The organism is Thiorhodococcus fuscus, from assembly GCF_042682685.1.
In the GTDB taxonomy this organism is placed as follows: Bacteria; Pseudomonadota; Gammaproteobacteria; order Chromatiales; family Chromatiaceae; genus Imhoffiella; species Imhoffiella fuscus.
Window position 1 is genome coordinate 43,656 of sequence record NZ_JBHUHX010000003.1, and the last position, 25,270, is coordinate 68,925.

A 25,270-nucleotide genomic window follows, 5' to 3' on the forward strand; every position below is an offset into this window, starting at 1 on the left:
TGTGCCTGCGTTCGGCTCGCATGGCGCGAGGTTTCCGGTGCGGTCCGATTCCCGCGCGCCCTAGCTGGTGACCGGCCGGTATTATCCCGTCCTTCTGGATTGCGGCTCCTCGTCTCGCCAGATCATTCGGTTCGCCGGAAACCGGCAGGAGAAGATGGATCCGACCCCTGGCTCGCTTGAGATGGTCAGGCGTGCCTCATGGCGGTTCAGGACGTGCTTGACGATGGCCAGCCCCAAACCGGTTCCGCCGGATTCGCGCGAGCGTGCGCGGTCGACACGGTAGAAGCGCTCGGTCAGCCGAGGCAGGTGCTCGGGCGCGATCCCCGGACCGTCATCCTCGACGGCGAAAATAGGGCCATCCTCGTCGCTGTCCCAACGGACGCGAATGCGCGTTCCGGCCGGTGTGTGCTTGATCGCGTTGAAGATGAGGTTCGAGAAGGCGCTACGCAGCTCGGGTTCGCTGCCGAGCAGCAGTAGCGCATCATCGACCTCTATCTCGAAGCGATGTTGGCTTCCGCTCAGCGCCTGAGCCTCCTGCATGATGAGATGTAGCTCGTCCGGGACGTCGGCCGCCCGCTGCTCGCCCGGCTTCTCGTCCATTTCCAGTCGGGAGAGCGTTAGCAGATCCTCGATGATGGAGCACATCCGCTCGGTCTGATTGTGCATCAGGGTCAGCGGGCGACGGTGCGTGATAGGCGTCGTCGGGGTGTCGATCAGGTTCTCGACGAAGCCCGCGATGACCGTCAGCGGGGTGCGCAGCTCGTGTGAGGCGTTGGCCACGAAATCGCGCCGGATCATATTCAGGTGGTAGATCTTGGTGATGTCGCGCCCGACCACCAGGCGCTGTTTCTTGCGCTCGCCGAACGGCGTGATTCGAAGCGACAGCATGACGGCTCGGTTGTGCTCCGGCGCGATGTCGAGCGGGCGCATGTATTCGCTGGCTTCGATGAACTCGTCAAGCTCCGGGTTGTTCAGGATGTCGGTGAAGAGCTGTCCGTCATCCTCTGGCCAATGGATGTTCATGAGTCGCGCCGCAGCCGGATTGGCCCAGTCGATCCGCAACTGCTTGTTGAGGATGACCAGGGCATCCGGGACCGCGTTGGCGGCTTCGCGGAAGCGTCGACTGAACCGGATCTGGCGCTTGCGGCCCTTGCGCGCGCGCTGCTGATAGCGGGCGATGCTGCGATAGACCTCGCCCCAGAGACCGCGCGGAAAGGGCGGCGCCAGGCGGTGCTGCCGTCGGATCAGGCCTGTGAGCCGGATCAGGTAATAGAGCGAGCGCAGAATGTAGGGGAGGACGGCGAGCGGCCAGAACCATGCCGCGCTCATGCCGAGCAGCGAGGCCAATGTGAAACTGGCGCACGTCGGCAGAAGCAGCAGATTCAGCTCGAAGAGCAGGGGGCGCCGCATAGACTCCCCGCGTAAGGCGACCTTGTTTCCCAAGTTGGATCAGACTTTGTCTGAGAACCGATAACCGACGCCGCGTACCGTCTGCAGGAGGCCGTCGTGACCGGTCGATTCCAATGCCTTGCGTAGCCGGCGCACGTGAACGTCGACCGTGCGCTCCTCGACGTAGACCTGATCGCCCCAGACCTGATCCAGCAACTGCGAGCGGCTGAAGGCCCGGTCGGCGTGTGTCATGAAGAAATGCAGCAGACGGTACTCGGTCGGGGCGACCTCGATGGCGCGACCCTCGGCGCTGACACGGTGGCTGATGTTGTCGATGCGCAGACCGCCGATGTCGATCTCGTCCGCCGGCTCATCCGGCTTGGTGCGGCGTAGCACCGCCTTGACGCGGGCGACCATCTCGCGGGGCGAGAAGGGCTTGGCGATATAGTCGTCGGCGCCCGTGTCCAGTCCCTTGACCCGATCCTCTTCCTCCCCGCGTGCGCTGATCATGATGATCGGCACGGTGCGGGTCTTGGGGTTCTGCTTGAGCTGCTGCGCCAGCTCCAGTCCCGAGCGGCCCGGTAGCATCCAGTCGAGCAGGATCAGATCCGCGCTGTCGCTGGAGAGCAGTCGGCGCGCATCGTCGGCATGGCCGGCCTCCATGACGCGGTATTCCGCGCTTTCGAGCGCGAAGCGCATGACTTCGCGGATATCGGGTTCATCATCGACGACAAGAATGGTTGCCATGGCCACGGGTCCTGGGGTGCGAAACGCCTGTTGAGTGCGCCTTTCAGTGGAGTCTGGAGCCGCGTCCGGATCGGATTGCCCGACACCGGACGAGGGGTATTGGAACCCATTTTATGGACAACTGATGACGGTCCGATGACTGTGATCTCGGACCCTTCACGTCGACCTCAGCTTGGGGACGGATCGGCGTCCGGATCGCTGTCTCTAACCCGCTCGAACTCCTTCGCCAGTCGGTCGGTTCTGTCCGTGCGGTCGAGCCGGCTGACGATGACGATGGCGATCGTCGAGAAGAGCATTCCAGGAACCAGCTCGAAGAGATCGAAGATCCCGCCGTCCATCTGCTTCCAGATCACGACCGTCAGTCCTCCGGTCAGGATGCCGGTCAGGGCTCCAAGATTGGTCATACGCGACCAGTAGAGCGACAACACCAGAGCGGGGCCAAAGGCGGCACCGAATCCGGCCCAGGCATAGGAGACCAGATCCAGCACCAGCGTGTCTGGGTCCAGAGCGATCAGGAAGGCGCCCAGCGCCACGAAGGCGACCGCGATGCGTCCGACCATGACCAGCTCGGATTGACTGGCCGAGCGTCTGAAGAGCGTGCGATAGACGTCCTCGGTGAAGGCCGAGGAGCAGACCAGGAGCTGCGAGTCGGCCGTGCTCATGATGGCGGCCAGGATGGCGGCGAGCAGGATGCCGGCCACCAGCGGGTGGTAGAGCAGGTTGGTCAGCACGATGAACACGGTTTCGCGCGCGTCGTCGGCCAGCGGCGGATCGATCAACAGGGTCCCGATCATCCCGGTGAGGACCGCTCCGGTCAGGGTGATCGCCACCCAGGTGACCGCGATGCGTCGTGCCGTGCCGACCTGGCGGTGCGACGCGATCGCCTGAAAGCGAGCCAGGATATGCGGCTGTCCGAAATACCCGAGCCCCCAGCCCGCGAGCGACAGGATCCCGATGAGTCCGAGCGGGCTGCCGTCGTCATGGGTCATGGGATCGAGCAGGTTGGGGTTGATCTCCACGATGCGGTTCAGAGCGGGCTCGATGCCTCCGATCAGCTCCAGCCCCATCACGGGGACCAGGACCAGCGCCAGGGCCATCAGCAGGCCCTGGAGTACATCGGACCAGGACACGGCGAGGAAGCCGCCGAAGGCGGTGTAGATCAGGATGGAGAGCACCGCCAGGCTGACCGAGAGGACATAGTCGACGCCGAAGACGGATTCGAACAGCTTGCCTCCGGCCACCAGGCCCGAGGCGGTGTAGATGAGAAAGAAGGCGAGGATGAAGAACGCGGCCAGTCCGCGTAGCACTCCGGAGCGATCGTCGAAGCGCTTGCCGAAATACTCGGGTAGCGTCAGTGCGTCATCATAGGCGGCGCTGAAGATCCGTAGCCGTCGCGCCACGATGCGCCAGTTGAGCCAGGTTCCGAGCAGTAGTCCGCCGGCGAGCCACAGAGACTCCAATCCGGCGGCATAGGCCAGCCCAGGCAGTCCGAGTAGAAGCCATCCGCTCATATCGGAGGCGCTGGCGCTCAGGGCGGCGACACCGCTTCGGAGCTTGCGTCCGCCGAGGATGAAGTCCGATAGATCGCGCGTGCGCTGGTAGGCGTACCAGCCGATTAGCAGCACGATGGCGAAATAGACCCCAAAGGTCAGGGCGATGATGGCGGGATGTTGGGTCACTCGTCACTCCTTACGGGAAGTCGATTCGGGTTGTCGAATCGCGCAGAGGCGGCTAGTTTAGAGCGTCTCGAAAGCGGCTTCCAACCGAGGCCACCGCGAGGTCGCATCTTCGTCGTCCCTCGCCGGTCGCTGCTCGGCTCGACCCGACTCTACCGGCCCCTTGGTTCCGGTGGGCATCAGACAGCGGGTCAAACGTCATGAGAGGTAATTGCGATGAGTGAAGGGCAGATCCTGAAGGGCGACTCCATCTATCAGGGGCGGGTCATCGACCTGTCACTGGAGACGGTCGAGTTGCCGAATGGCGGACATGTCGAACTCGAGATCGTGCGACACCCCGGCGGCGCAGCGGCCGTCGCCCTCGACGATCAGGACCGCGTTTGTCTACTGCGACAGTTCCGCCATGCCGGCGGCGGTTGGTTGTGGGAACTTCCGGCCGGTCGCATCGATCCGGGTGAGACCCCGTTCGAGACCGCCCGGCGCGAACTGGCCGAGGAGGCCGGTCTGGATGCGGCGGATTGGACGGATCTCGGCTTCATGCACAGCTCGCCCGGCATCTTCACCGAGGTGATCCATCTGTGGCTGGCGCGCGGTCTCGACAGTCGGCCGCTGGCGCACGAGGACGGCGAGGTCATCGAGGTCCACTGGCTGCCGCTGTCCCAGGCGCTCGATTGGTGCAACGACGGCACCATCACCGACAGCAAGACCCTGATCGGGCTCTATCGTGCCGGCGCCTACATCAAGAACGCCTTCGAGATGCTGTCCGAGGATCCGGGATGCTGACGCGAGACCTTGAGCCACTCTCCGATGCAGGATCGCTCCATGCGTAACCACTGCCTGATGCATGTCCCCTTCGAAGGTCCTGCCGCGATCGCCGACTGGTCCGCTCGGCGCGGCCATGAGCTGACCCGAACCCAGGTCTATGCCGGCGAGGCGCTGCCTGGGCAGGATGCCTTCGATCGACTCTTCATCATGGGCGGTCCGATGGGAATCTACGACGAGGGGGAACATCCCTGGCTCATCCCGGAGAAGGCCTTCATCGCCGAGACCATCGCTGCTGGAAAAACCGTGATCGGCGTCTGTCTCGGGGCGCAACTGATCGCCGATGCGCTCGGGGCGCGGGTCCATCGCAATCCGCACATCGAGATCGGCTGGTTCCCCATCGATCTAAGCGAGGCGGGGCATGACTCTGAGGTTACCGGCTTCTTGCCGCCGAGCTTCGAGGTTTTCCATTGGCATGGCGACACCTTCGATCTACCGCCGGGCGCGGTCCATCTCGCCTCCAGCGAGGCCTGTCGGAACCAGGCCTATCTCTACGAGGGGCGGGTGCTGGGACTCCAGTTCCATATCGAATCGACCCCGCAGAGCGTGACCGATATCACCACCCACTGCGCCGACGAACTGGTACCGGGCGGTTACATCCAGAGCGCCGAGCGCATCTTGGCCGCAACGGCCGAGGACTACGCGCGCATCAACGCTGTGCTATTTGGAATCCTCGATCGGCTGCCGTAGGTGCGAATGAATTCGCACCTACGCCTTATGCCTCCGCCCTCTGCCGTAGCAGCTTGACCTGGAAGAGCGTGTTGCGCTCTTCCTCTTCGAGCGATGACTGGATGAAATGGATGGTGCGCTGGTAGCGGGGGATGATGTTGTATTTGAGCGCATTGACCCGTTTTTGGGTCTTGCGCTGTTCCTCCAGCAGGCGATGCAGGGCGATCTCGACCTCGGCGAGACGGGCCAGGAAGACTGCCGTGTCGGCGAGGTTGTCGCGTGTGCTGTCGAAGCTGGCGTCGCTCCCCAGCAGACCAACCGGGGTCAGAGGAATGCGCTCGCTGGTCACCGCCGGATACTCCACGCCCAGTGCCCGGCGCGGCAGGATATCGACCTTGAGTGCCGGTTGCGCCCCGAGCGCCGCTTGCTGGATGCCTCGGCTGCCCATGCGTAGATGGGTGATGCTCAGACAGCGATAGGCTTGGGCGAGCGTGTCCTCCGCCGCCGCGCGCAGCTTGCGGTATTCGCCAATGCGCTCGTAGACCAGCCGCGTCAGCAGTTCACGCTTGCGTTCGAGCAGATCGTGCCCGTCCTCCAGGAACTTGATCTGCTTCTTGAGCCGAAGCAGCGTGTTCTTGGTCGGTGGAACCTTGATCAACTGTTGCGCCATGCGTCCTCCCGCTCGGCGAGGCAATCGGGGCCGCTCATCTCGTATTCGCGGCACAGCAGGGGCCGTTGTTCGTAGATGCGGCACAGGAGCGTGTCGCGATCGAGCGCGGCGCACCAGCCGTCGTCCAGACGTCTCATCGTGACAGCTCCCCAGGCGTCATGTGTGGTATAGCGGTGCGGAACGCCGGTGTCGGTCAGGCATATGACCTCCAGACGACAGCAGGCCGCCGCGCAGGAGTCGCAGGTAACCGCTGGGGGCGGTGTGTCGGGCGGGTCGTCGTCAGTCGCGTTCATGGTAGTACTTGGCCAGATCGGTTTCGTTCATTCGGGTCAACGCATCGCGCGGGAAGCCGCTCATCAGCTCCCAGGCAAGATTCAGTGTCGCCTCGATCGAGCGGTCCTCCGATTCGCCCTGACCGACAAAAGTTTGGTCGAATGCGTCGGCGAAACCGAGATAGCGTCGGTCGCGCTCTGAAAGTTCGTCTGCGCCGATGATGGATGCCAGGTTACGCGTTTCCTGGGCGCGGGCGTAGAGGGCATAGAGTTGGGCGGCGACGCGCGGATGATCCTCGCGGGTGTCGTCCTTGCCGATCCCGTCCTTCATCAAACGCGACAGACTCGGCGAGATGTGCACCGGCGGATAGATGCCCTGATTGTGCAGCTCGCGCGAGAGTACGATCTGACCCTCTGTGATATAGCCGGTCAGGTCCGGGATCGGGTGGGTGATGTCGTCCGAAGGCATGGAGACCACCGGCATCATGGTGATGGAGCCGTGACGCTCATGGATGCGTCCGCAGCGCTCGTAGAGTTCGGCCAGGTCCGAGTAGAGATAACCCGGATAGCCCTTGCGCGCCGGCACGTCGCCCTTGGCGGTCGCCACCTCGCGTAGCGCCTCGGCGTAATTGGTCATGTCGGTCAGCACCACCAGCACATGGCGGTCCAGGTCGTAGGCCAGATACTCCGCCGCAGTCAGTGCGGTGCGGGGTAGGGTGAGGCGTTCCACCGGCGGGTCGTCGGCCTGATTGATGAACATCACCACGTTGCGCAGCACGCCCGAGTTGGCGAATTCGTCGCGGAAGAACTTGGCGTCTGCGTAGGACACGCCCATGGCTGCGAATACCACCGAGAAGCTGGAGTCCTGATCCACCAGCTTGGCCTGGCGCACGATCTGCGCCGCCAGCCGGTTGTGCGGCAGACCCGAGCCCGAAAAGATCGGCAGCTTCTGTCCTCGCACCAGGCTGTTCAGCCCGTCGATGGTCGAGATGCCGGTCTGGATGAACTCGCGCGGATAGGTGCGGGCGGCCGGATTGATCGCCGAGCCGCCCACCGGGCGTCGTAGGCCCGATAGCACCGGCGGACGGCCGTCGCGCGGTTCGCCCAGACCGTTGAACTCGCGTCCCAGGATCTCGGGCGAAAGTGCGATCTCGATCGGCTCGTCCATGAAGCGGACCCAGGTGTTCTCCAGGTCCAGATCGTCCGTGCCCTCGAAGACCAGGATCAGCACCTCGTCGTCCGCCGCGCGGATCACCTGACCGTTGCGGATCTGACCCGCATGGTCCTCGATCCGCACCCGGTCGCCGAATGCCACGCCAGGGGTGTTCTTGACCACCAGGAGGCCGCCCCTGGCTTCGATGGCGGTGCGGTATTCCTTGATGCTCATGATTCGATGTTCCTCGTTTGACTCAAGCTCCAAACTCTTGGGCACTTGGCTGGCATGGACATGGAAGGCGATCCGGCCCGTCTCTTCGACGCCCAGACATTGCTTGCTCCGCTGGCCAGATAGTGCACGCTACGGGTCCTCACGTTCTGTTCCTGGTTGCGGTACCAGGATGCGCCATCGTAACGGTGGTAGACGCCCGACGGGAAGGATCCGATATCAGGCGTTTCCGGCGGTCTGGTGACCAATGCGTCAGAGGCCGATCGGATCCGGGCTCCGGCATTCTGTAGCATCTTTTTGTTTTCACCCCTTCCTGTTCTGGTCCGTCACTTGGTTCACGGAGCCATGGTTTTTTCATGTGCTGTTCTGCTGTATCGAGCGCTCTATGATGTCTTTCGAGGATTTGAAATGTTCATTTTTCGTCCCGTAATGATTCGGAACGAAAATTCGATAAAGGCCGCTGTCGCTACCATTGCGAACAAAAACCAAAGCTGTTCGGCTGAATCGTTTGCGGTTTGCCAAATCAGGCTTCCTAGCGCACCGAGGCAGAGCATAATACCGATTAGCGAAAGAAGACGACCGCTTCGTGTGTCGTCGGCCAATACCAGGTTGGCGCCATTAACCGCTGCAAAAATCAAAAGAAAACCAGCGCTGCCCATCGTGGACATGCTGGAGAGTTCGGTCAGATTGGCGATTAACAATGTGGCTCCCGATGTGATCAGAAGTCCATCCAGCGGTTTCCCCCATGTTTTCTTTTCAAGAATGCTTGGGAGTTCACCGTCTTTTGCGATGACGTAACTCAGACGAGCGGCACCGTAAACCGTGGCATTGATGGCTGAAGCCGTCGAAAGCATCGCCGCGATGGCAATCAAGACGAATCCTGCTTGACCCAGTGACGGGCGTGCCGCCTCGGCGAGTGCGTAATCCTTCGCCTCTACAATCGTATCGACCGGTAATGATCCAACGGTAACGATGGCAACCAGGATATAGAGCACGATGACGAAGCCAACGCTTGAATAGAACGCGCGAGGCAACGTCTTCGGTGCGTCTCGTACATCCTGCGCGGTATTGGCAATCAGCTCGAATCCCTCATAAGCGAGAAAGATGATCATCCCGCCCGCAATCAGGCTGGCTGGGGACGACCATGAAGCAGGTGCAATCCTTGCGCTGTCAATGCCCCAGATGCCAACCCCAATGAAAAGTGAAAGGATCAACAGTTTTAGGAGTACGATCCAGTCTTCGGCCTTGCCAATCAGTCTGGCGTTGAATAGATTGAGCCCGGTAATGCCAAGGATGCTGGCGGTGATTAGAATATGTTTCCAGAATTCCTGTGAGTCCTTCGGAAAGAAGGATGCGCCATAGCTACCGAAGGCATAGGCATACAGCGATAGCATGACGATGTAGCTGATCCATAACAGGATGTTCGCGCTCCCTGTCAACAAACCTGGGCCAAATGCCTGATCTAGGAATGTGACCGTTCCTCCTTGACTTGGAAATGCGACGGAGAGTTTTGCATACGAATAGGACGTGACGAGGGCAACGATTCCTGCAATCAGAAAGGCGACCGGAGCGCCTCCATTGGTCAGTTCCACCGAGAGGCCGAGAACAGCAAAAATTCCTCCACCGACCATCCCGCCGATTCCTATTGACGTGACCTCCCAGTAGCTGAGTTTTTTATCGCTGCGTTTTCCCATAATTTTTACCAGTATTGATCGAGTCTAACCTAAACCTTTCGTTTTGGGCGCGGTTCCCGAAGAGACTGGCAAGATTGTGGATCAAAACGCAAGCTCGGTACGGTTACGGAAGTGATCGAGCGCCTCTGGGTTCGCCAGCGCCTCGCGATTGCTCACCGCCCGCCCGTGGACGAGGTTGCGGACGGCGAGTTCGACTAGCTTACCGCTGCGGGTACGCGGCATGTCGGGAACCTGAATGATGCGCGCCGGGACGTGACGTGCGGTGGCGTTGTCGCGAATCGTCCGGCGGATGCGCTCGGCGAGCGCCTCGTCCAGGCTGAGCCCGTCGCGCAGCTTGACGAAGAGCACCAGCCGCACGTCGGTCGGACGCTCCGGTGGCCAGTCCTGGCCGATGACGAGCGACTCCACCACCGCCTCCAGACGCTCGACCTGGCGATAGATCTCCGCCGTGCCGATGCGCACGCCGCCTGGATTCAGGGTGGCGTCCGAGCGCCCATGGATGACGAGTCCGCCATGGGCGGTGATCTCGCAGAAGTCGCCGTGACACCAGACGCCGGGAAAGCGCTCGAAGTAGGCCGCCTGGTAGCGGCTGCCGTCGGCGTCGGACCAGAAACCGAGCGGCATCGAGGGGAACGGCCTGGTACAGACGAGCTCGCCCTTCGCGCCCCGCAGCGGATTGCCATCGTCGTCCCAGACGTCCACCGCCATGCCGAGTCCCCGGCACTGGATCTCGCCGCGCCAGACCGGCAGCGCCGGGTTGCCGAGGACGAAGCAGGAGAGGATGTCGGTCCCGCCGGAGATGGAGGCGAGCTGCAGGTCGGGCTTGATCCGGGTATGGACGTAGTCGAAGCCTTCCGGCATCAGTGGGCTGCCGGTGCTGGTCATGACCCGCAGCGCCCGGAGCCCATGCGTCGCGCGCGGCTCGAGCCCCTGCTTGGCCGCCGCGTCCAGGAACTTGGCGGACGTGCCGAAGTGGGTCATGCCCTCGGCATCCGCGTAGTCGAAGAGGATGCGGCCGTCGCCGGCGAAGGGCGAGCCGTCGTAGAGCAGCAGGGTGGCGCCGCTGGCAAGGCCGGACATGAGCCAGTTCCACATCATCCAGCCGCAGGTCGTGTAGTAGAAGACCCGGTCGCCGGGCTGGATGTCGCAGTGCAGGCGGTGCTCCTTGAGGTGCTGCAGCAGGATCCCGCCGACGCCGTGGAGGATGCACTTGGGGACGCCCGTGGTCCCCGACGAATAGACGATGAAGAGCGGGTGATCGAAAGGGAGCGGTTCGAACCGGATCTCGGCGACGTCCCGGTAGGGCTCCACGAACGCCGCGAGGGTTTCGGCCTGGCCGATGGCGCTCAGGTCCGGGTCGGATTGGACATAGGGCACGACCAGGACACGGCGCAGTGTCGGCAGACGCTCGACGATCTCCGCGAGCTTGCCGAGACAATCGATGGTCTTGCCCCCGTAGAAATAGCCGTCGCTCGCGATCAATACCTTCGGCTGCACCTGGCCGAAGCGGTCGACCACGCCTTGCGCCCCGAAGTCGGGTGACGCCGACGTGAAGACGGCGCCGATGCTCGCCGTCGCCAGCAAGGCGATCAGGGTCTCTGGAAGATTGGGAAGGTAGGCGGCCACCCGATCCCCCGGCTCGACCCCGAGCCCGCGCAGGGCTGCGGCCAGGTGCGCGACTTCTAGATAGAGCGCATCGTGCGACAGACGCCGCTTCACCCGGTCCTCCCCCCAGAAGACGACCGCGTCGCCGGCGTCGCGCCGACGCAGCAGATTCTCCGCGTAGTTCAGCCGCGCGTCGGGGAACCAGCGTGCGCCCGGCATGCGATCGGCATCGATCAGTACCCGTTCGCCGCGCTCGCCGATCACCCCACCGTCCTCCCAGACGCTGATCCAGAATTGCTCGGGGGAGGCGACGGACCAGGCATGGAGGCTCGCCTGATCGGGCAGGTCGAGCCCCCAACGCGCCGCCGCGGTCAGCCGGAAGGTCGTGATATTGGCCGCGGCGATGCGGCTGGCCGATGGCGTCCAGATCGGCTGGTCGGTTGGGCTCGGCATGCGGGTGTCCTCCGTCGGTGGTCTTTTCTGGTTGGATCTGGCTCGGGGCGCTGACGCCAATCTGGTCCCTGGCGTTCGAAAATCGGACGCCCGGCCCGCCGTCATCGACCGGTTCCCGGACGCACCGAGCACCGCGGCCATCCAAGGTCGCGATCGCTTCCAGGTGCGGCCGGTGCTGCCCGCAAGGCGCGAGGCCGGCGTCGAATTACTATTGGCTTAGCAATTGCTTAATATTGAGTCGCGACGAGCCCACGCCGTTCGGCTCGAATCGCGATACGGCTTGACAAGACCGGCGTGACGGAAAAGAGTCAAGCCTCTGAAATAAATAGAAACGCGGCGATTCAGCCACGTCGTTCGACGGCTCCCGGCTCGAGGGCGGCCTACCGCCCCTGGCGAGCCATGCCGATCGATCACTACGAGATACGAGAGAGGAGAACGGCCATGCCTGTCGAGAGACCGGGCGAGATCTTTTCTGTCCCGGAGAACGATCATCGCGTGATGGATCTCTGGGAGCGGTTCCTCAACGGCGAGGAGGCCGATTCCAACGCGCTGCGCCGTCTGATCGACGACTCCTGGCGGCGCTGCCAGGCGGCGAGCGTCGATCCGGAGCGAAGAACCGCGGCCCCGCCGCTCGGCGCGGGGTCGCTCGATGCGTTGCGCGGCGACTATTGCGAGCTGCTGGAGGCCGGGGCGCCCGTCATGGCCGCCGCGCGCGACCTCCTGTCCGAGACCGGGACCTTCATGGTCCTGACCGACCCCAGCGGGGTCATCCTCTCGACCGAGGGCGACAACATCACGCGCTCCGCCGCGGAGGACATCCAGCTGATGTCCGGCGCGGACTGGAGCGAGCTGGCCTGCGGGACCAACGCCATCGGCACCGCGCTGGAGATCGGTCAGCCGGTGCAGATCCATTCCGCCGAGCATTACTGCTCCGGCATCAAGCGCTGGACCTGCTCGGCCACCGTCATCCGCAACCCCTACGACGGCGACGTCCTGGGCGTGGTGGACGTCTCCGGACTGAGGCCGTCCTACAACCGCCACAGCCTCGCGCTGGTGGTGACGACGGCCGGGCGCATTGAGAACCGGCTGGCCAAGATCGAGCTCGGCGCCCGTTATCGGCTGCTCGAGCATTGCGTCGACCGGCTCTCGAGCGCGGGATCCGACGGCGTGATCGTCTTCGACCGGCACGGCCGGGCGATCAAGGCCAACGAGCGGGCGGCACTGGCGCTGGCGGATCTGGGCACATCGAAGGCCGGCGCGATCGGCGACGGGCTGGGCCATCTGACGCTGCGCTGGACGAACGGACAGCTGGTCCCCGACGCCCGGCCGGAGTGGCTGCGCCCCGAGTGGCTGGAGCCCGTGGTGGTCGAGGGCAAACGGATCGGCGCCGTCCTCTCGATCCCGGCTCGGCGTGCGCCGAGCTCGGGTCTCAGGCGTCCGGCGGCCTCGACCAACCCGGTCCGGGAACGGCCCGGCGAGGGACCATTCGGCGGCGTGATCGGCCGATCCCCGGCGCTCATCCAGTCCCTGGACCGTGCCCGTCAGCTCGCCCGTTCGCGGGTGTCGGTCCTGCTGCTCGGCGAGACGGGGGTCGGAAAGGAGGTCTTCGCGCGCAGCATCCATGCCTGCGGCACCGCCAAGGACAGCCCATTCGTGGCGCTCAACTGCGGCGGGCTCACGCGCGACCTGCTCGCGAGCGAGCTGTTCGGCTATGCCGAGGGCGCCTTCACCGGCGCGCGGCGCGGCGGCATGATCGGCAAGATCGAGGCGGCGGACGGCGGCACCCTCTTCCTCGACGAGATCGGCGAGATGCCGATCGACCTCCAGCCGAATTTCCTGCGGGTGCTGGAGGAAGGCGAGGTCTACCGGCTCGGCGAGAACAAGCCGCGCAAGATCAATTTTCGGCTCATCGCCGCGACCAACCGCGACCTGCGCAGCGAGATCCCGGCCGGGCGCTTCCGGATGGACCTCTTCTACCGGATCGCCGTCACTAGCATCCGGATTCCGCCGCTGCGCGAGCGGATCGAGGACGTCGCACTCCTGGCCGAGCACTATCTGGCACTCCTGGCGCGCGAGCACGCCGTGGAGCCGCGCACCCTCTCGCCCGAGGTCCTGGCGGTGCTCGAGCGGTATTCCTGGCCCGGCAATATCCGCGAGTTCCGCAATGTCATGGAGAGCATGCTGCTCATGTCCCAGGATCCGATCCTGACCGAGCGCGACCTGCCGCCCGAGATCCTGGACGAGGTCCGGGGCGACGCATCGAGCGGCCAGGACGGCGCTCCCGCACTCATGGGGCTGGAGAGCGTCGAGCGGGATGTCATCCTGCGGACCATTCGCGGCTGTGGCGGGAACATGGCGGCGGTCGCCAGGGAGTTGGGCATCGCCAAGAGCACGGTCTACCTCAAGCTCAAGCGTTTCGGGTTGTCCGGGCATCTGGAAGAATCTCGCACCGGTCGGTTCTGACGGGGCGCTCCCCGGGGCCTTTCGTCCAGCCCGGATGGGCTGGACCGCCCGTGACGGGCGGCCCAAACTCGCTTCAGGCCGTCAGGCGGCCTTGGCCGGCACGGGCAGACCTAGCCACTGCTCGTAGAAGGTCTCGATGTCCGGCTCGAAGTCGTGGATGACCGGATACCAGGGTGTCGGGGCCTCGACGTCGTGCATGACACCGCAGGTGGGGCAGTAGTATTCGCGGTAGACCTGCCATTGGGTGTCGGGCGCCATGAGGTTGGGATAGACCTCCGCCATCGCCTCCTCCGTGTCCCGCACATAGATGTTGGCGTGCAGCTTCCAGTTGTCGCTGTGATCGCAGAACGCATGCCCGCAATCGCACTTGACGATCCAGCGCTGGTTCTCGGCGGACTGCACGATATAGAGGTGCGGTCCGAGCGGCAGGAGGATGCGGTCAGGCCAGTCCACCTTGGACTGCAGGACCTCGAGATACTGGGTGAAGCGCTCCCGATCCTTCGGCATGGACAGCATGCGCATGGTGGTGTCCCAGTCGAGCTTGCCCTCGACCAGGTGCTTGACCTGTTCTTTGGTATAGGTAGACATCGGATGACTCCTGAGTGAGGTTGATCGACGCTTGGGGGAACGGCCTATTCGTCCACCAGCCTGACGGTATTCACGTCGGGCAGCAGGGACAGGTCCATGCGGTAGGTGGATCCGTAGGAGGGGACGCCGAGCTCGGCCTCGGTCAGGCTCCAGTCGTCCGGCAGGCTCCAGAACGCCTTGAAGGTGGAGAGGAATTTCTCGGAAAGCCCGAAGCTGGTCGCGAACATGTGCCGCACCTGCAGTGAGGCGTGCTTGGTGAGGATGCGTTCGCGCTCCTCCTTCATCCAGTCGCGGGTCGGCATCGAGCGCGCCAGCCGTTCCTGACGTATCGCCTTGCGCCGCTGTTCGGTCTGGGCCGCATCGACGGTCCAGATTCCGCTCGCGTCCTGGTCGATCACCGCGCCGTAGACCTTGCGGGCATATTCCGGCAGCAGGCTTCCCTGATTGAGATCCTGGGCGATCGCCTCCGGGTCGCGGTCGAGTGGGTCGCCGAAGCCCGGACCGCCGCGCAGATAGTTCAGATAGAGGTCGTAGTTGGCGTAGCAGTCCTCGGTGGTCATGCACTGCTGGTCGCGCTTGATCCTGGCCGTGGCGTCGATGTGGTGCTCGTAGTCCGGCCGGTCCGGGTTGGTGTCGGCGCCGAGCGGGAGCGAGTCGCCGATCGCGATGCGCTCCTTCAGCCCGGTGTCGTGCGCCTCGAAGCGGTAGCCGGTCGCCGAGGGGTAGCCGCCCATCAGACCCCAGTCCGAGTTCATGAAGCCGTTGCCCATGAAGAACATGGTCCAGTCCTGCGCCTTCCAGACCATGCGCAGGGTCTCGAAGCCGCAGCCGCCGCGGTACTTGCCGTAGCCCCCGGAGTTGCACTTGACGTTGCGTCCGAGATAGAGGAGCGGCTCGGCCATCTCCCAGATCTCGATGTCCCCCATGTCGCCCTCCGGGTTCCAGATGGCGGCGGCGTGGTTCAGTCCGTCCTTGATGGCGCTGGCGCCGGTGCCGCAGGAGCTGGCCTCGAAGCTGTTGACCGCGTGGATCTCGCCGTCCTGGTTGATCCCGCCGCCCTGCAGCCAGTTCGAGGTGTTGGCGTTGCCGGCGTTGACCTCCTCCAGATAGCCGCGCGCGAAGTAGGCCTGCGAGAGCCCGCGCCACATGGCGCTCCAGCCCGAGACCAGGAAGTGCCAGGCATAGGCATGCCCGGTGCGGCGGTCGTCCGGGTTCATCCAGGTGCCCTTGGGCAAGCGGAACTCGGTGCCATAGTAGGCGCCGTCGTTGATGCGCTGGGTCGGCACCAGGGTCTGGGTCATCATCACCCAGATGCCGCTGGTGAAGGCGACCTGGTTGGCGTTGTAGCTGTGCCAGCCCCAGCGGCTCGCGCCCTCGAAGTCCAGCCGCCAGGAACCGTCGCCACGGATCTCCATCTCGACCGGCGAGTGCATGATGGTATCGAGCTTGGCGAAGGCCGAGGGGGTCTGAACGTCGGGGTGGTTGTAGGGCACGTCGACGAAGGCGACCTTGCGGTACTTGCCCGGCAGGGTCATCGCCTTGAGCCGGGTCTGGAGCCCGCGACGCCCCTCCTCGATCACCTCGAAGGCGAACCGCTCGTAGGCGTCGGCCCCTTCCTCGGCGATCACCTCCTCGACCAGATCGCGGATCATGTGGCAGCCGGCGATGCGGGTGCGCTCGTCGAGAATCCAGTACTTGGGCGTGCGCACCGAGCGCTGCGACTCGTGCACCCAATCCTTCAGCAGGCGATCCTTGACCCCGGTCTTGCGGCAGGTCACCTGGTAGCCGTCGCCGAAACGCTGTACCTGGCCGGTCGACATGGAGCCGGGCGTGACCGCCCCCGTGTCGATGACGTGGGTGACGCCGCCGACCCAGCCGACCAGCTTTTCGCCGGAGAAGATGGGCACGATGGTCATGATGTCGCAGGGATGCACGTTGCCGATCGAGCAGTCGTTATTGGTGAACATGTCACCGGGCTCGATGCCGGGATTGGTCTCCCAGTCGTTCTCGATCATGTATTTGATCGCCGCGCCCATGGTGCCGACGTGGATGATGATGCCGGTCGAGGTCAGCACGCAGTCGCCCGCGGCATTGTAGAGGGTGAAGCAGAGTTCCCCCTCCTGCTCGACGATCGGGCTGGCCGCGATCTTCTTCGCGGTCTCGCGGGCATGGACCAGGCCGCCGCGCAGCTTGGAGAAGATCTTCTCATAGCGGATCGGGTCGGCCTCACGCAGCTCCAGGTGCTCGAGACCGTTGTAATGGCCGTTCGCCTTGGTGCGCGCGAGAATCCCGTCGCGGAATTGCTTGAGCGTCTGGCCGTTGCCGAGCAGGCCCTGGCTGTTGTCGAGTGCGATCTTGGCGGGTTGATTCATGGTGGGACTCCTCATTTGACTTCGCGCAGGTGGAACAGCCGGTGCTTGTCGATCAGGGTCTCGAAGCCGTCCGGTACGACGAAGGTCGTGGCGTCCGATTCGATGATCGCCGGACCGCGCACACGGTTGCCCGGCAGGAGCGATTCCATCTTCCAGACGGTTGCGTCGATCCATGTCTTGTGGCGGTAGAAGGGACGGGAGCCGATTCGGGCGGCCGCCGGGGGGATGGGTCCGGCCTCCTCGTCCTCCGGCAGCGTCGGCTTCTGGGTCGCGACCAGTCCGCGCATGATCGCCCCGGTGACGCTGAAGCCCAGCTCGGGCGAGCGCGCGGAGCTTGCATAGACGCGGGCGTAGGTGTCCTCGAAGGCGTCGACGATGCGGTCCCAGTCCTCGGCGGTATCGGCGTTGCCGACCGGGGAGTCGATCTCCAGGTCGTTGAGCTGCCCCATGTACTGCATGCGGTAGCCGGGGCGCAGGATGATGTCCTGGGGCTCGAAGCCGTTGATGACGAACTCCTCGACGACCTTTTCGGCCAGTTCGTTCCAGGCGGCCTGAAGCGTCGCGCAGGCGGCGGTCTTGTCCGCATCCGCCGCGAGCTGCGGCAGCGCCACGTCCACGCTCTTGTCGTAGCGGTACTCGAAGTCGGCGCAGGCGCAGCCGAAGGCCGAGAAGCCGGCCGCCCAGGCGGGCACGATGACGTCCTTGAAGCCGACGCCCTCGGTGTAGCCGTAGGTATGCACCGGTCCCGCCCCGCCATAGGAGAAGCAGACGAAGTCGGTCGCGCTGTAGCCCTTGGCGCTGATGTTGGCGCGCAGATACTCGCGCAGTTGCAGGTCGAGCAGCTCGATGACCCCGGCCGCGGCATCCTCCACCGAGAGCCCCATGGGGTCGGCGATCTGCGCCTGGATGTGATCCCGTGCGCGCTGTACGTCGAGCTGGATGGCACCGCCGAGGAAGTTCTCCGGGTTCAGGTAGCCCAGCACGACGTGGCAGTCCGTGACCGAGACGGTGTCGAGCCCGCTGTCGGGCCAGCAGGTGCCGACGCGATAGCCGGCGCTGTCCGGACCGAGCTTGATGGCTCCGCTGTAGGGGTCCAGACGCACGAAGCTGCCGGCGCCCGCGCCGACCGAGTCCATGGCCACCAGGGGCAGCGAGAGCACCAGCCGGGCCATGTCCGGATCGGAGGCGATGGCGAAATTGCCCTTGGTGATGAGCGCCATGTCGAACGAGGTGCCGCCGATGTCGGAGCAGGCGATGTTCTCGTAGCCGAGGGCCTCGCCCAGCAGCTTGGAGCCGATGACGCCGCCGATGGGGCCCGACACGATGGTGCGCGCCAGCTCCTTCGCCTTCCAGCTGATGGTGCCGCCGTGGGTCGCCATCACCCGCAGATCGAACTTGGCGCCGTGCTTGCGGAAGCGCTCGCTGACCTTCTTCAGCGTCTGCCGCGAGGGCTCCGCCGCATAGGCCTCCAGGATGGTGGTGTTCATCCGGTGGCTCTCCTTGCGCTGCGGGTAGTAGTCCACCGAGGCGAACACCGGGATGTCCACGCCCAGGCGCACCAGCTCCTCGCGGCACAGGTCGCGGGCACGCAGCTCGCTCGTCTCGTTCTTGTGGGATTGCAGAAAACAGATGGCGATGGCCTTGGCCCCGGCCTCCACCAGCTCGCGGGTCGCCTGGCGGACCTCGTCCTCGCGCAAGGGGATGACGATCTCGCCCTGAACGTCCGTACGCTCCGTCACCCCGCGCGTGCGCGACAGAGGCACCAGCGGCTCGTCATAGCGGTGGGTGTTGAGATGGAGACGGTCTTCCAGCGCGTAGCCGAGATAGCTCTGGATCGCCCGCCCCATCGAGTGGACCTGCTCGAATCCGCGATTGACGATCAGACCGACCTCGAGCCCCTTGCGCTGGACCACCCGGTTCAGCATCGCCGTGCCGGAATAGACGCAGGTCACCAGCTCCGGGTAGACCGCGTCGACGTCCCGCTCCCAGTGTGCGAGCGCGTCCTGGGACGATTCCAGGATCGCGAAGGACTCGTCATCCGGGTTGCTTTGCGCCTTGCCGACGACGAAACGTCCGTCGCCGCGCACGAAGAAGGTGTCGGTCATCGTGCCCCCGGCATCGATGCCCATCACCTCGACTCTATGGTTGGGTGCTTGCACTCTGGTTCCTCCTCGAATGTGTCGTGGCGGACTGACTCTGAGCATCCGCTGTGTGCAGGCCGAGCGTAGTGCCGTGCCTGACGTTCTATAACAAGCGCCGTGCCAGACGTGTTTTTTCTATTTAAGGTTTTGAAAAATAATTGTTTTTCACCTTCGGTGACTGAGTAATCGAGGACGAAGGTGTCCGGCGATCGGACGTTCGCGTCCGCAGCATGGCGTGGACCCGGACGTCGTCTGTGGCCGGTCCGGGCGTGCGATCTTCGAGGCAGGATCGGTGAGGGGTTCGGTTCGACAGACCGGTCAAGGGAGGGGGAGGCGACCCTCGGCGAGCCGAAGGTATCGAACTGTCTGTAGCGCACTGGAGATTTCGAGACGATGGCTCATCTCGGGAATGACCGTCCGCTCGTTACGCGCTCTTCAGTCGTCAACGATCGTCCGTTGGGATCGGTATGGAATGTCGGTTATGGAATAACATAAGTCTGCGAGCGTTTTATGCGACTGCAATTCACATCATGCGCTGTCTGCGGATTCGCGGCGTGCGGTCTGAATCTCCTGAAATTCCTCAGCGCTGGGGGGCGATGATCTTGGACACTTCGCGGGACCAGACGGTTCTCGTGGTTGATGACGAGCCGGCGAACATCGACCTACTCGTCAGCATCCTGAAGAGCGGTTACGTGGTGAAGGCGGCAACACGGGGAGATAAGGTCCTTGAGATCGCACGCTCGGGTAGACCGCCCGATCTCATCCTGCTCGACATCACGATGCCTGGGATGGATGGCTACGAGGTGTGTCGTCTGCTCAAGGAGGACTTCACCACGCGGCATATTCCGGTCATCTTTGTCACTGCCCGGATCGGCGTCGATGACGAGATCCATGGATTCGATCTCGGTGCGGTCGACTACATCAGCAAGCCGATCAGTCCCCCCATCGTCCTTGCGCGTGTGCGCGCGCAGCTTGCGCTGCACGATCAGAACCGTGCCCTCGAACAAAGGGTGAGAGAACGTACCGCTCAGCTTCACGAGACCCGTCTGCGCATCATTCGCCAGCTCGGGCGGGCCGCAGAGTACAAGGACAACGAGACCGGGCTGCACGTAGTCCGCATGAGCCACTATTCGCATATCCTGGGCGCCGCCATCGGTATGAGCGAGCGACAGTCAGACCTGCTGTTGAACGCCGCCCCCATGCACGATATCGGCAAGATCGGCATCCCGGACAGTATCCTGCGCAAGCGGGGCAAATTGACCGCCGAGGAGTGGGTGATCATGCGTCGACACTGCCAGATCGGTGCCGAAATCCTCGGCGACTCTGGCGACTCGGAGCTTCTCGAAATGGCGCGTGTCGTCGCCTTGACCCATCACGAGAAATGGGACGGCTCGGGCTATCCGGCCGGACTGGCCGGGGAGGACATCCCGCGCGTAGGGCGCATCGTCGCGATCGCCGACGTTTTCGATGCACTGACCTCCGTGCGTCCCTACAAGGCGGCTTGGTCGGTCGAGGATTCGATCGATCAGTTGCGGCGCGACTCCGGAAGACATTTCGATCCGGTGCTGGTCGCACGCTTCCTCGATGTCATGCCCGAGATCCTCGCCATCAAAGAGCAGTATGCCGAACAGGACTGACCCGTGCCGTCGTTCGGTTTCAAGCGCCCAAGCGCTTGAACATGTCGGGCCATTCTTGGCCCTGACGGAAAACGCTATGAATCGGCGTTTCCCTGTCCATCGATCGATTGCTCCAATCGAGTCAAGGCCGCCAAGGCCGTTTCGAAGTCATATTTCTCGATCGCGTCCACGATCGATCGGAGATGCTCCGAATGCGCGGTTTCGGATAGGAGTGGATCCAGCGCGTCGATCAGCTCGGCGGCATCGGTGTCGTTGTCATTCACAAGGGTCTTCAGCCTTGCGAGGAGGGGGGCGAGCGCGGCGCGATCGATGGCCCGCGAGCCATCTTTGATAGAGGGAGCGAGGCTCGCGAGCCCAGCCAGCACTGGGGTCAGGGCCGCGAGTGTGTCGGTGAACCGCCGGTCGATGGTCTCGACATCCTGGCTGTTCGCGCAGGCGAGCTCCAATGCATGTGCCGCCACCTGGACGTCGTGGGCCCCGATCGTTCCGGCGAGACCCTTGAGGGTTTGCGCCAAAAGGGTCGTGCCCTCGGCATCGTTCGCTTGGCGCGCCGCCTCGAACTGCTCTGCGAATCCCCGCTGCCGCTCATAGAACCGGACCAGAAGCTGGCGGTAGAGTGCCGCTCGCTCTTGGGTATGTTCGAGACCGGCGGTTGGATCGATCCCCGGCAGATCCGGGATCTCGAACCTGGAGATCGGTCGTGCCTCGGGAGAGACCGCGAGCGGGCGTGCGGGCACGATCCATTTGGCCAGGGTGGCAAAGAACGCTCTTACATCGATGGGTTTGGCGATATGGTCGTTCATTCCTGCGGCGATCACCCGCTCACGCTCGCCGGCCATGACGTTGGCGGTGATCGCCAAGATCGGCAAGTCCCTGAAACGCGGTTGCGCGCGTATCGCGCGGGTCGCGGTATAGCCGTCCATCACCGGCATCTGAAGGTCCATCAGCACGCCGTCGAAGGGCTCTCGGGCGAGCCAGTCAAGCGCCTCTTCACCGTTGTCGGCGATCTCCACGGAGAGACCATTACTGTACAGCAGCGCTCGCAACAGCTCCTGATTGACGTCGTTGTCCTCGACGATCAGCACCTTGGCGCCGCTCAGTTTGGCCAGGTCGTCAGCCGTGGCGCTCCGGTTCCGAGCGGTGGAACGCTCGCTGATCGCGGTGCTTCTAAGGGATTGCATGATGGCGTCGAGCAAGCTCGATGGCGTGACGGGCTTGGTCAGAAAACCACTGATGCCGACGTCCTTGGCGGCGTTCATCGCCTCCTCCCGTCCGTAGGCGGTGACCATGATCAGGGTCGGCAGCGGACCCGGGTCCATGTTTTCGAGGATGGCGCGCGCCGTGGCGATACCGTCGATCTTGGGCATCTTCCAGTCGAGCAGCACGAGACCGTAGGGATCGTCTCCGGCCGCGTGCAAGCACGCCAAGGCCGCCTCTCCGCTATCGGCCTCGTCCACCCGTGGACCCATGGCCTCCAACATGGTGGAGAGGGAGTGCCGGGCCGTGGCATTGTCGTCGACGACGAGCACCCGCAGCGTCGCGAGTGCGCCTGCGTCCTTCTGCGGCCGGCTCGCCGCAGCCCGCTGTTTGCCTAGCTGCACGGTGAAATGGAAGGTGCTGCCGACCTCGTGCGTGCTCTCGACCCAGATCTCCCCGCCCATGCGCTCGGTCAGATGCTTGGAGATGGACAGCCCCAGCCCGGTGCCGCCGAATCGACGTGTGGTCGACGTGTCCGCTTGGCTGAAGGCGCGAAACAAGGAACGCTGTTGTTCGGGGGTCAGGCCAATACCGGTGTCTCGAACGAAAAAATGCAGCCGGCATTGGCTCCTATCCTGTTCGAGCACCTCGGCCCCGATGACGATCTCACCGCGCTGGGTGAATTTGACCGCGTTGTTGCCGAGGTTGATCAGAATCTGTCCCAGACGCAGCGGATCGCCGATCAGGGCGAGGGGTAGGTCTTGCGGCAGGTCGAAGACGAGTTCGAGACCTTTCTCATCGGCCTTGAGGCCGACGACCGTGGCCAAGGTGCCGAGGATGTCCTCCAGGTTGAAGTCGATGCGCTCGATGGCGAGCTTGCCGGCCTCGATCTTGGAGACGTCGAGGATATCGTTGATGATGCCGAGCAGCGCATCGGCCGCGTGGCTCACCTTCTCGATATAGTTGCGCTGCCGGCGGTCGAGCTCGGTCTGCAAGGCCAGATGGGTCATGCCGATGATGGCGTTCATCGGTGTGCGGATCTCATGACTCATGTTGGCCAGGAACTCCGACTTGGCCCGGTTGCCGGCCTCCGCTTCGCTTTTGGCGGCCTTTAGCACCTGCTCGATGCGTTTGCGTTCGGCGATCTCGGTCTGGAGCTCGATGGTGCGCTCGGCAACGCGGTTTTCGAGCCCCGCGTTCAGGGCTTGGATCTCTGTCTCCGCGCGTTTTCGCTCGGTGACGTCCTGGCCGGTTGCGAGCAGCCCGATCACGGCTCCGTCGGGTCCTGCGAGCGCCTTGTCGTGCCACTCGATCAGCCGTTCCTCACCGTCACGTGTCTGAATGGCGTTCAGCGCGCCGCAGGTGGACGTTCCGTGCAGCGCCGCGCCGAACCGGTTGCGGGCGGAGTCGCGCTCGCGCTCCGGCAAGAGCGTCTCGAACCAGGAACAGCCCTTCAGCTCGGCCAGCCTGTAACCGCACAACTCTTCCATGTAGTGATTGAAGCGAACGATCCGTCCCTCTGGGTCGAGCAAGACGACGATGGCCTGAATGGTGTCGATCAGGGTGTTGGAGAGATCCCGCTCCTCGGCAAGCGCCTCCCGATCGCGGCGGGCCTCGGTGATGTCGCGCGCGATGCCGAGCACGCCGATGATCTGCCCTTCGGCGTCATACATCGGGGTCTTGATCGTCTCGACCAGCTCTTCGTGACCGTCGTCGGCGAAGGTCAGTCGCTCCTCGTTCACGCAGGGGCGACCGGCCTCTATCGCCTTGAGGTCGTTGGCGCGGAAGAAGTCCGCTTGCTCCTCGGGCATGAAATCGCGGTCGGTGCGGCCCAGGATCCGCGCCTCCTCGACCCCGAACAGACGTTCGAGCCGATGATTGCAGGCGAGGAAGACGCCGTCCGGGCTCTTGAGCCACACCAGATCCGGGATGGCGTGGATCAGGGTGGACAGAAAACCCCGCTCTTTCGCCAGTGCATCGCTCAGGCGCTTCTGCTCGGTGACATCGTTGCCGATGGCGAGAATCTCTCGCACCTTGCCATCGTCGTCGCGGATGGCATAGTTGGTCCACATCATCCACAGACGACGTCCATCCCGGCACAGATTTTCGTTCAGATGGCTGGCGAAGTCCTTGGGACGGGCAACGACGCTTTGAAAGAGCGGCTGTTGGCCGCCGCCTTGAGCGGTTCGCTCGGGCAGCAGAATATCGACTGGCCGACCGAGAATTTCGTCTTCATTCCAACCGAAGAGTCGCTGTGCGCAGGGATTGATGAAGAGGATCCGCCCGTCGTGCTTCACGCGGAGGATCGCGCTGTTGGCTTGCTCCACCAGCTCGCGATAGCGCTGCTCGCTTTGGCGCAGCGCGGCTTCTGTCCGTCGATTCGTTTCGAGCGCCTGCTTGGCCTGTCTCAGGGCGGCGGTAACGCGCTGTTGGCCGGTGAGCAGCACCTGTACCAGGAGTGCCATCATGGCGCTGCCGATACAGCCCGCGAGGGCGATGAGGAGCGTCTGTTGGCTGTCCAGGTGCGACTCATACTGCGAGGTCGAGGCCATTTCCAGCAGCCAGGTGTGCCCGCCGAAACGGATCTCTCGTGTCGACCGAAACCGTGGTTGGTGGTCGGTTCCCGCCTGTGCGGGGCTTAGGCTGAACAGCTTGGCGGCATCCGCAGGCTCAGCCCCGTCATAGAGGTTCAGCCGCAAGACGGATCGCATCTCCGAGAACTGGACCGCACCCAGCACGTTGGTCAAGAGATCGTTCAGACGCAGGAGCGAGAAGATCCAACCCTGCACATGCTGCCGCCGCTCGGAACGGGTTTCGTGCGGCATCCCAGTGCGATAGACCGGCACGAACAGGAGCGCGCTGGGCTGGGCATCGGGCTCCTGTTCATGTTCCAGATCGACTGCTCCAGAAAGCATCGCCGCTCCCTTGTCGCGCGCCTGCTCGGCGGCCGCCCAGAGCGCCGGATCGAGCGACATGTCGAGTCCCAAGGCTTGCTGGTGGGTTTTGGAGAACGGCTCGATGTAAATCACCGAGGTATAGAACGCGCGTCCCTCTGGCGATCGAATCCTGTAGTCGGGATATCCCTCGTGACGGATGGCTGCCACATGCGCCGCCTTCTGATCGGCAGGGACGAGCAGCGAATACCCGATTTCATGAATGCCCAGATAGCGCTTCCCGAGCCGTAAGGCGGTGATGTAATCGCGGAACTCTTGACGGTTCACGTCGACCGACGCCGCGAAGAGTCCGGCCGCACCGCGCAAGATTTGGACATCACGCGCGAGGCGCGACTCGATGCTGTCGGCGACCTTGGTGACCCAGAACTGGAAATCGGCCTCCAGTGCCTGGGCGGTCTCCTGACGCACGTGCTGCCAGGGCAGGTAGGTGAGTGCCAAGCCTGCCGCCAGCACGAGCCATGGCAGGATCCGCGCATGAGACTTTGCGGTCAGTGCTGAAATGCGTGGCATAGGCATCGCGCGGCGCTCGCAGTCGAC

Annotated in this window: 16 protein-coding genes; 4 read left to right on the forward strand and 12 right to left on the reverse strand. The window is 63.9% G+C overall.

Features of this window, described 5'->3' with window-relative positions; all coding sequences use genetic code 11:
• Nucleotides 1-81: 81 nt before the first annotated feature.
• The 3 genes from phoR to putP all read right to left on the reverse strand — a co-directional run bounded on the left by phoR (nt 82) and on the right by putP (nt 3,815).
• A complete protein-coding gene (gene phoR, locus ACFSJC_RS01445; protein WP_386022145.1) occupies nt 82-1,410 on the reverse strand; it encodes a phosphate regulon sensor histidine kinase PhoR in 1,329 nt (442 codons plus the stop codon).
• 39 nt (nt 1,411-1,449) lie between these two features.
• Nucleotides 1,450-2,136 carry a phosphate regulon transcriptional regulator PhoB gene (gene phoB, locus ACFSJC_RS01450; protein WP_386022148.1) on the reverse strand — a complete coding sequence of 229 codons (687 nt, stop codon included), beginning with the start codon at nt 2,134-2,136 and terminating at the stop codon, nt 1,450-1,452.
• 167 nt (nt 2,137-2,303) lie between these two features.
• Nucleotides 2,304-3,815 carry a sodium/proline symporter PutP gene (putP, locus tag ACFSJC_RS01455; RefSeq protein ID WP_386022151.1) on the reverse strand — a complete coding sequence of 504 codons (1,512 nt, stop codon included), beginning with the start codon at nt 3,813-3,815 and terminating at the stop codon, nt 2,304-2,306.
• Between the two features lie 213 nt (nt 3,816-4,028).
• On the opposite strand from putP, the gene ACFSJC_RS01460 reads away from it, so the two are divergent.
• Both ACFSJC_RS01460 and ACFSJC_RS01465 read left to right on the forward strand, forming a co-directional pair.
• Nucleotides 4,029-4,595, forward strand: a complete 567-nt coding sequence (locus tag ACFSJC_RS01460) for an NUDIX hydrolase (protein WP_386022153.1) — start codon at nt 4,029-4,031, stop codon at nt 4,593-4,595.
• A gap of 39 nt (nt 4,596-4,634) precedes the next feature.
• The gene (locus ACFSJC_RS01465) at nt 4,635-5,324 is read left to right on the forward strand and encodes a type 1 glutamine amidotransferase (protein ID WP_386022156.1); all 690 of its coding nucleotides are present in this window, start codon (nt 4,635-4,637) and stop codon (nt 5,322-5,324) included.
• Between the two features lie 25 nt (nt 5,325-5,349).
• Here ACFSJC_RS01465 and ACFSJC_RS01470 read toward each other — a convergent pair whose 3' ends face one another.
• The 5 genes from ACFSJC_RS01470 to ACFSJC_RS01490 all read right to left on the reverse strand — a co-directional run bounded on the left by ACFSJC_RS01470 (nt 5,350) and on the right by ACFSJC_RS01490 (nt 11,381).
• Entirely contained in the window at nt 5,350-5,973 is a 624-nt protein-coding gene (locus tag ACFSJC_RS01470) for a V-type ATP synthase subunit D (protein ID WP_386022159.1), read from the reverse strand.
• Nucleotides 5,958-6,266: a YkgJ family cysteine cluster protein gene (locus ACFSJC_RS01475; RefSeq protein WP_386022161.1), complete on the reverse strand. Its 309-nt coding sequence runs from the start codon at nt 6,264-6,266 to the stop codon at nt 5,958-5,960. The genes ACFSJC_RS01470 and ACFSJC_RS01475 overlap by 16 nt, the downstream gene beginning before the upstream one ends.
• On the reverse strand, nt 6,253-7,632 hold the full coding sequence (locus ACFSJC_RS01480) for a V-type ATP synthase subunit B (RefSeq protein WP_386022164.1): 1,380 nt from the start codon (nt 7,630-7,632) through the stop codon (nt 6,253-6,255). Before ACFSJC_RS01480 ends, ACFSJC_RS01475 begins: the two co-directional genes overlap by 14 nt.
• Nucleotides 7,633-8,012: 380 nt before the next feature.
• Entirely contained in the window at nt 8,013-9,323 is a 1,311-nt protein-coding gene (locus ACFSJC_RS01485) for an APC family permease (protein WP_386022167.1), read from the reverse strand.
• An 81-nt stretch (nt 9,324-9,404) separates the two neighbouring features.
• Entirely contained in the window at nt 9,405-11,381 is a 1,977-nt protein-coding gene (locus ACFSJC_RS01490; protein WP_386022170.1) for an acetoacetate--CoA ligase, read from the reverse strand.
• A gap of 441 nt (nt 11,382-11,822) precedes the next feature.
• Here ACFSJC_RS01490 and ACFSJC_RS01495 point away from each other — a divergent pair, with 441 nt between their 5' ends.
• Entirely contained in the window at nt 11,823-13,844 is a 2,022-nt protein-coding gene (locus tag ACFSJC_RS01495; protein WP_386022173.1) for a sigma-54-dependent Fis family transcriptional regulator, read from the forward strand.
• 81 nt (nt 13,845-13,925) lie between these two features.
• On the opposite strand, the gene ACFSJC_RS01500 is transcribed toward ACFSJC_RS01495, so the two are convergent.
• From ACFSJC_RS01500 to ACFSJC_RS01510, 3 genes are read right to left on the reverse strand one after another with little or no spacing between them, the layout of a single operon-like run.
• Nucleotides 13,926-14,432 (reverse strand): acetone carboxylase subunit gamma, encoded by a 507-nt coding sequence (locus ACFSJC_RS01500; protein ID WP_386022176.1) that lies wholly within the window; start codon nt 14,430-14,432, stop codon nt 13,926-13,928.
• 44 nt (nt 14,433-14,476) lie between these two features.
• A complete protein-coding gene (locus ACFSJC_RS01505; RefSeq protein WP_386022179.1) occupies nt 14,477-16,804 on the reverse strand; it encodes a hydantoinase B/oxoprolinase family protein in 2,328 nt (775 codons plus the stop codon).
• Between the two features lie 11 nt (nt 16,805-16,815).
• Nucleotides 16,816-18,963, reverse strand: a complete 2,148-nt coding sequence (locus tag ACFSJC_RS01510; protein ID WP_386022182.1) for a hydantoinase/oxoprolinase family protein — start codon at nt 18,961-18,963, stop codon at nt 16,816-16,818.
• A gap of 578 nt (nt 18,964-19,541) precedes the next feature.
• Between ACFSJC_RS01510 and ACFSJC_RS01515 the strand changes: the two genes are divergently transcribed.
• Nucleotides 19,542-20,582 carry an HD-GYP domain-containing protein gene (locus ACFSJC_RS01515; protein WP_386022185.1) on the forward strand — a complete coding sequence of 347 codons (1,041 nt, stop codon included), beginning with the start codon at nt 19,542-19,544 and terminating at the stop codon, nt 20,580-20,582.
• Between the two features lie 74 nt (nt 20,583-20,656).
• Here the strand turns inward: ACFSJC_RS01515 and ACFSJC_RS01520 are convergent, their stop codons facing one another.
• Nucleotides 20,657-25,249: a PAS domain S-box protein gene (locus tag ACFSJC_RS01520; protein ID WP_386022187.1), complete on the reverse strand. Its 4,593-nt coding sequence runs from the start codon at nt 25,247-25,249 to the stop codon at nt 20,657-20,659.
• Nucleotides 25,250-25,270: the final 21 nt, after the last annotated feature.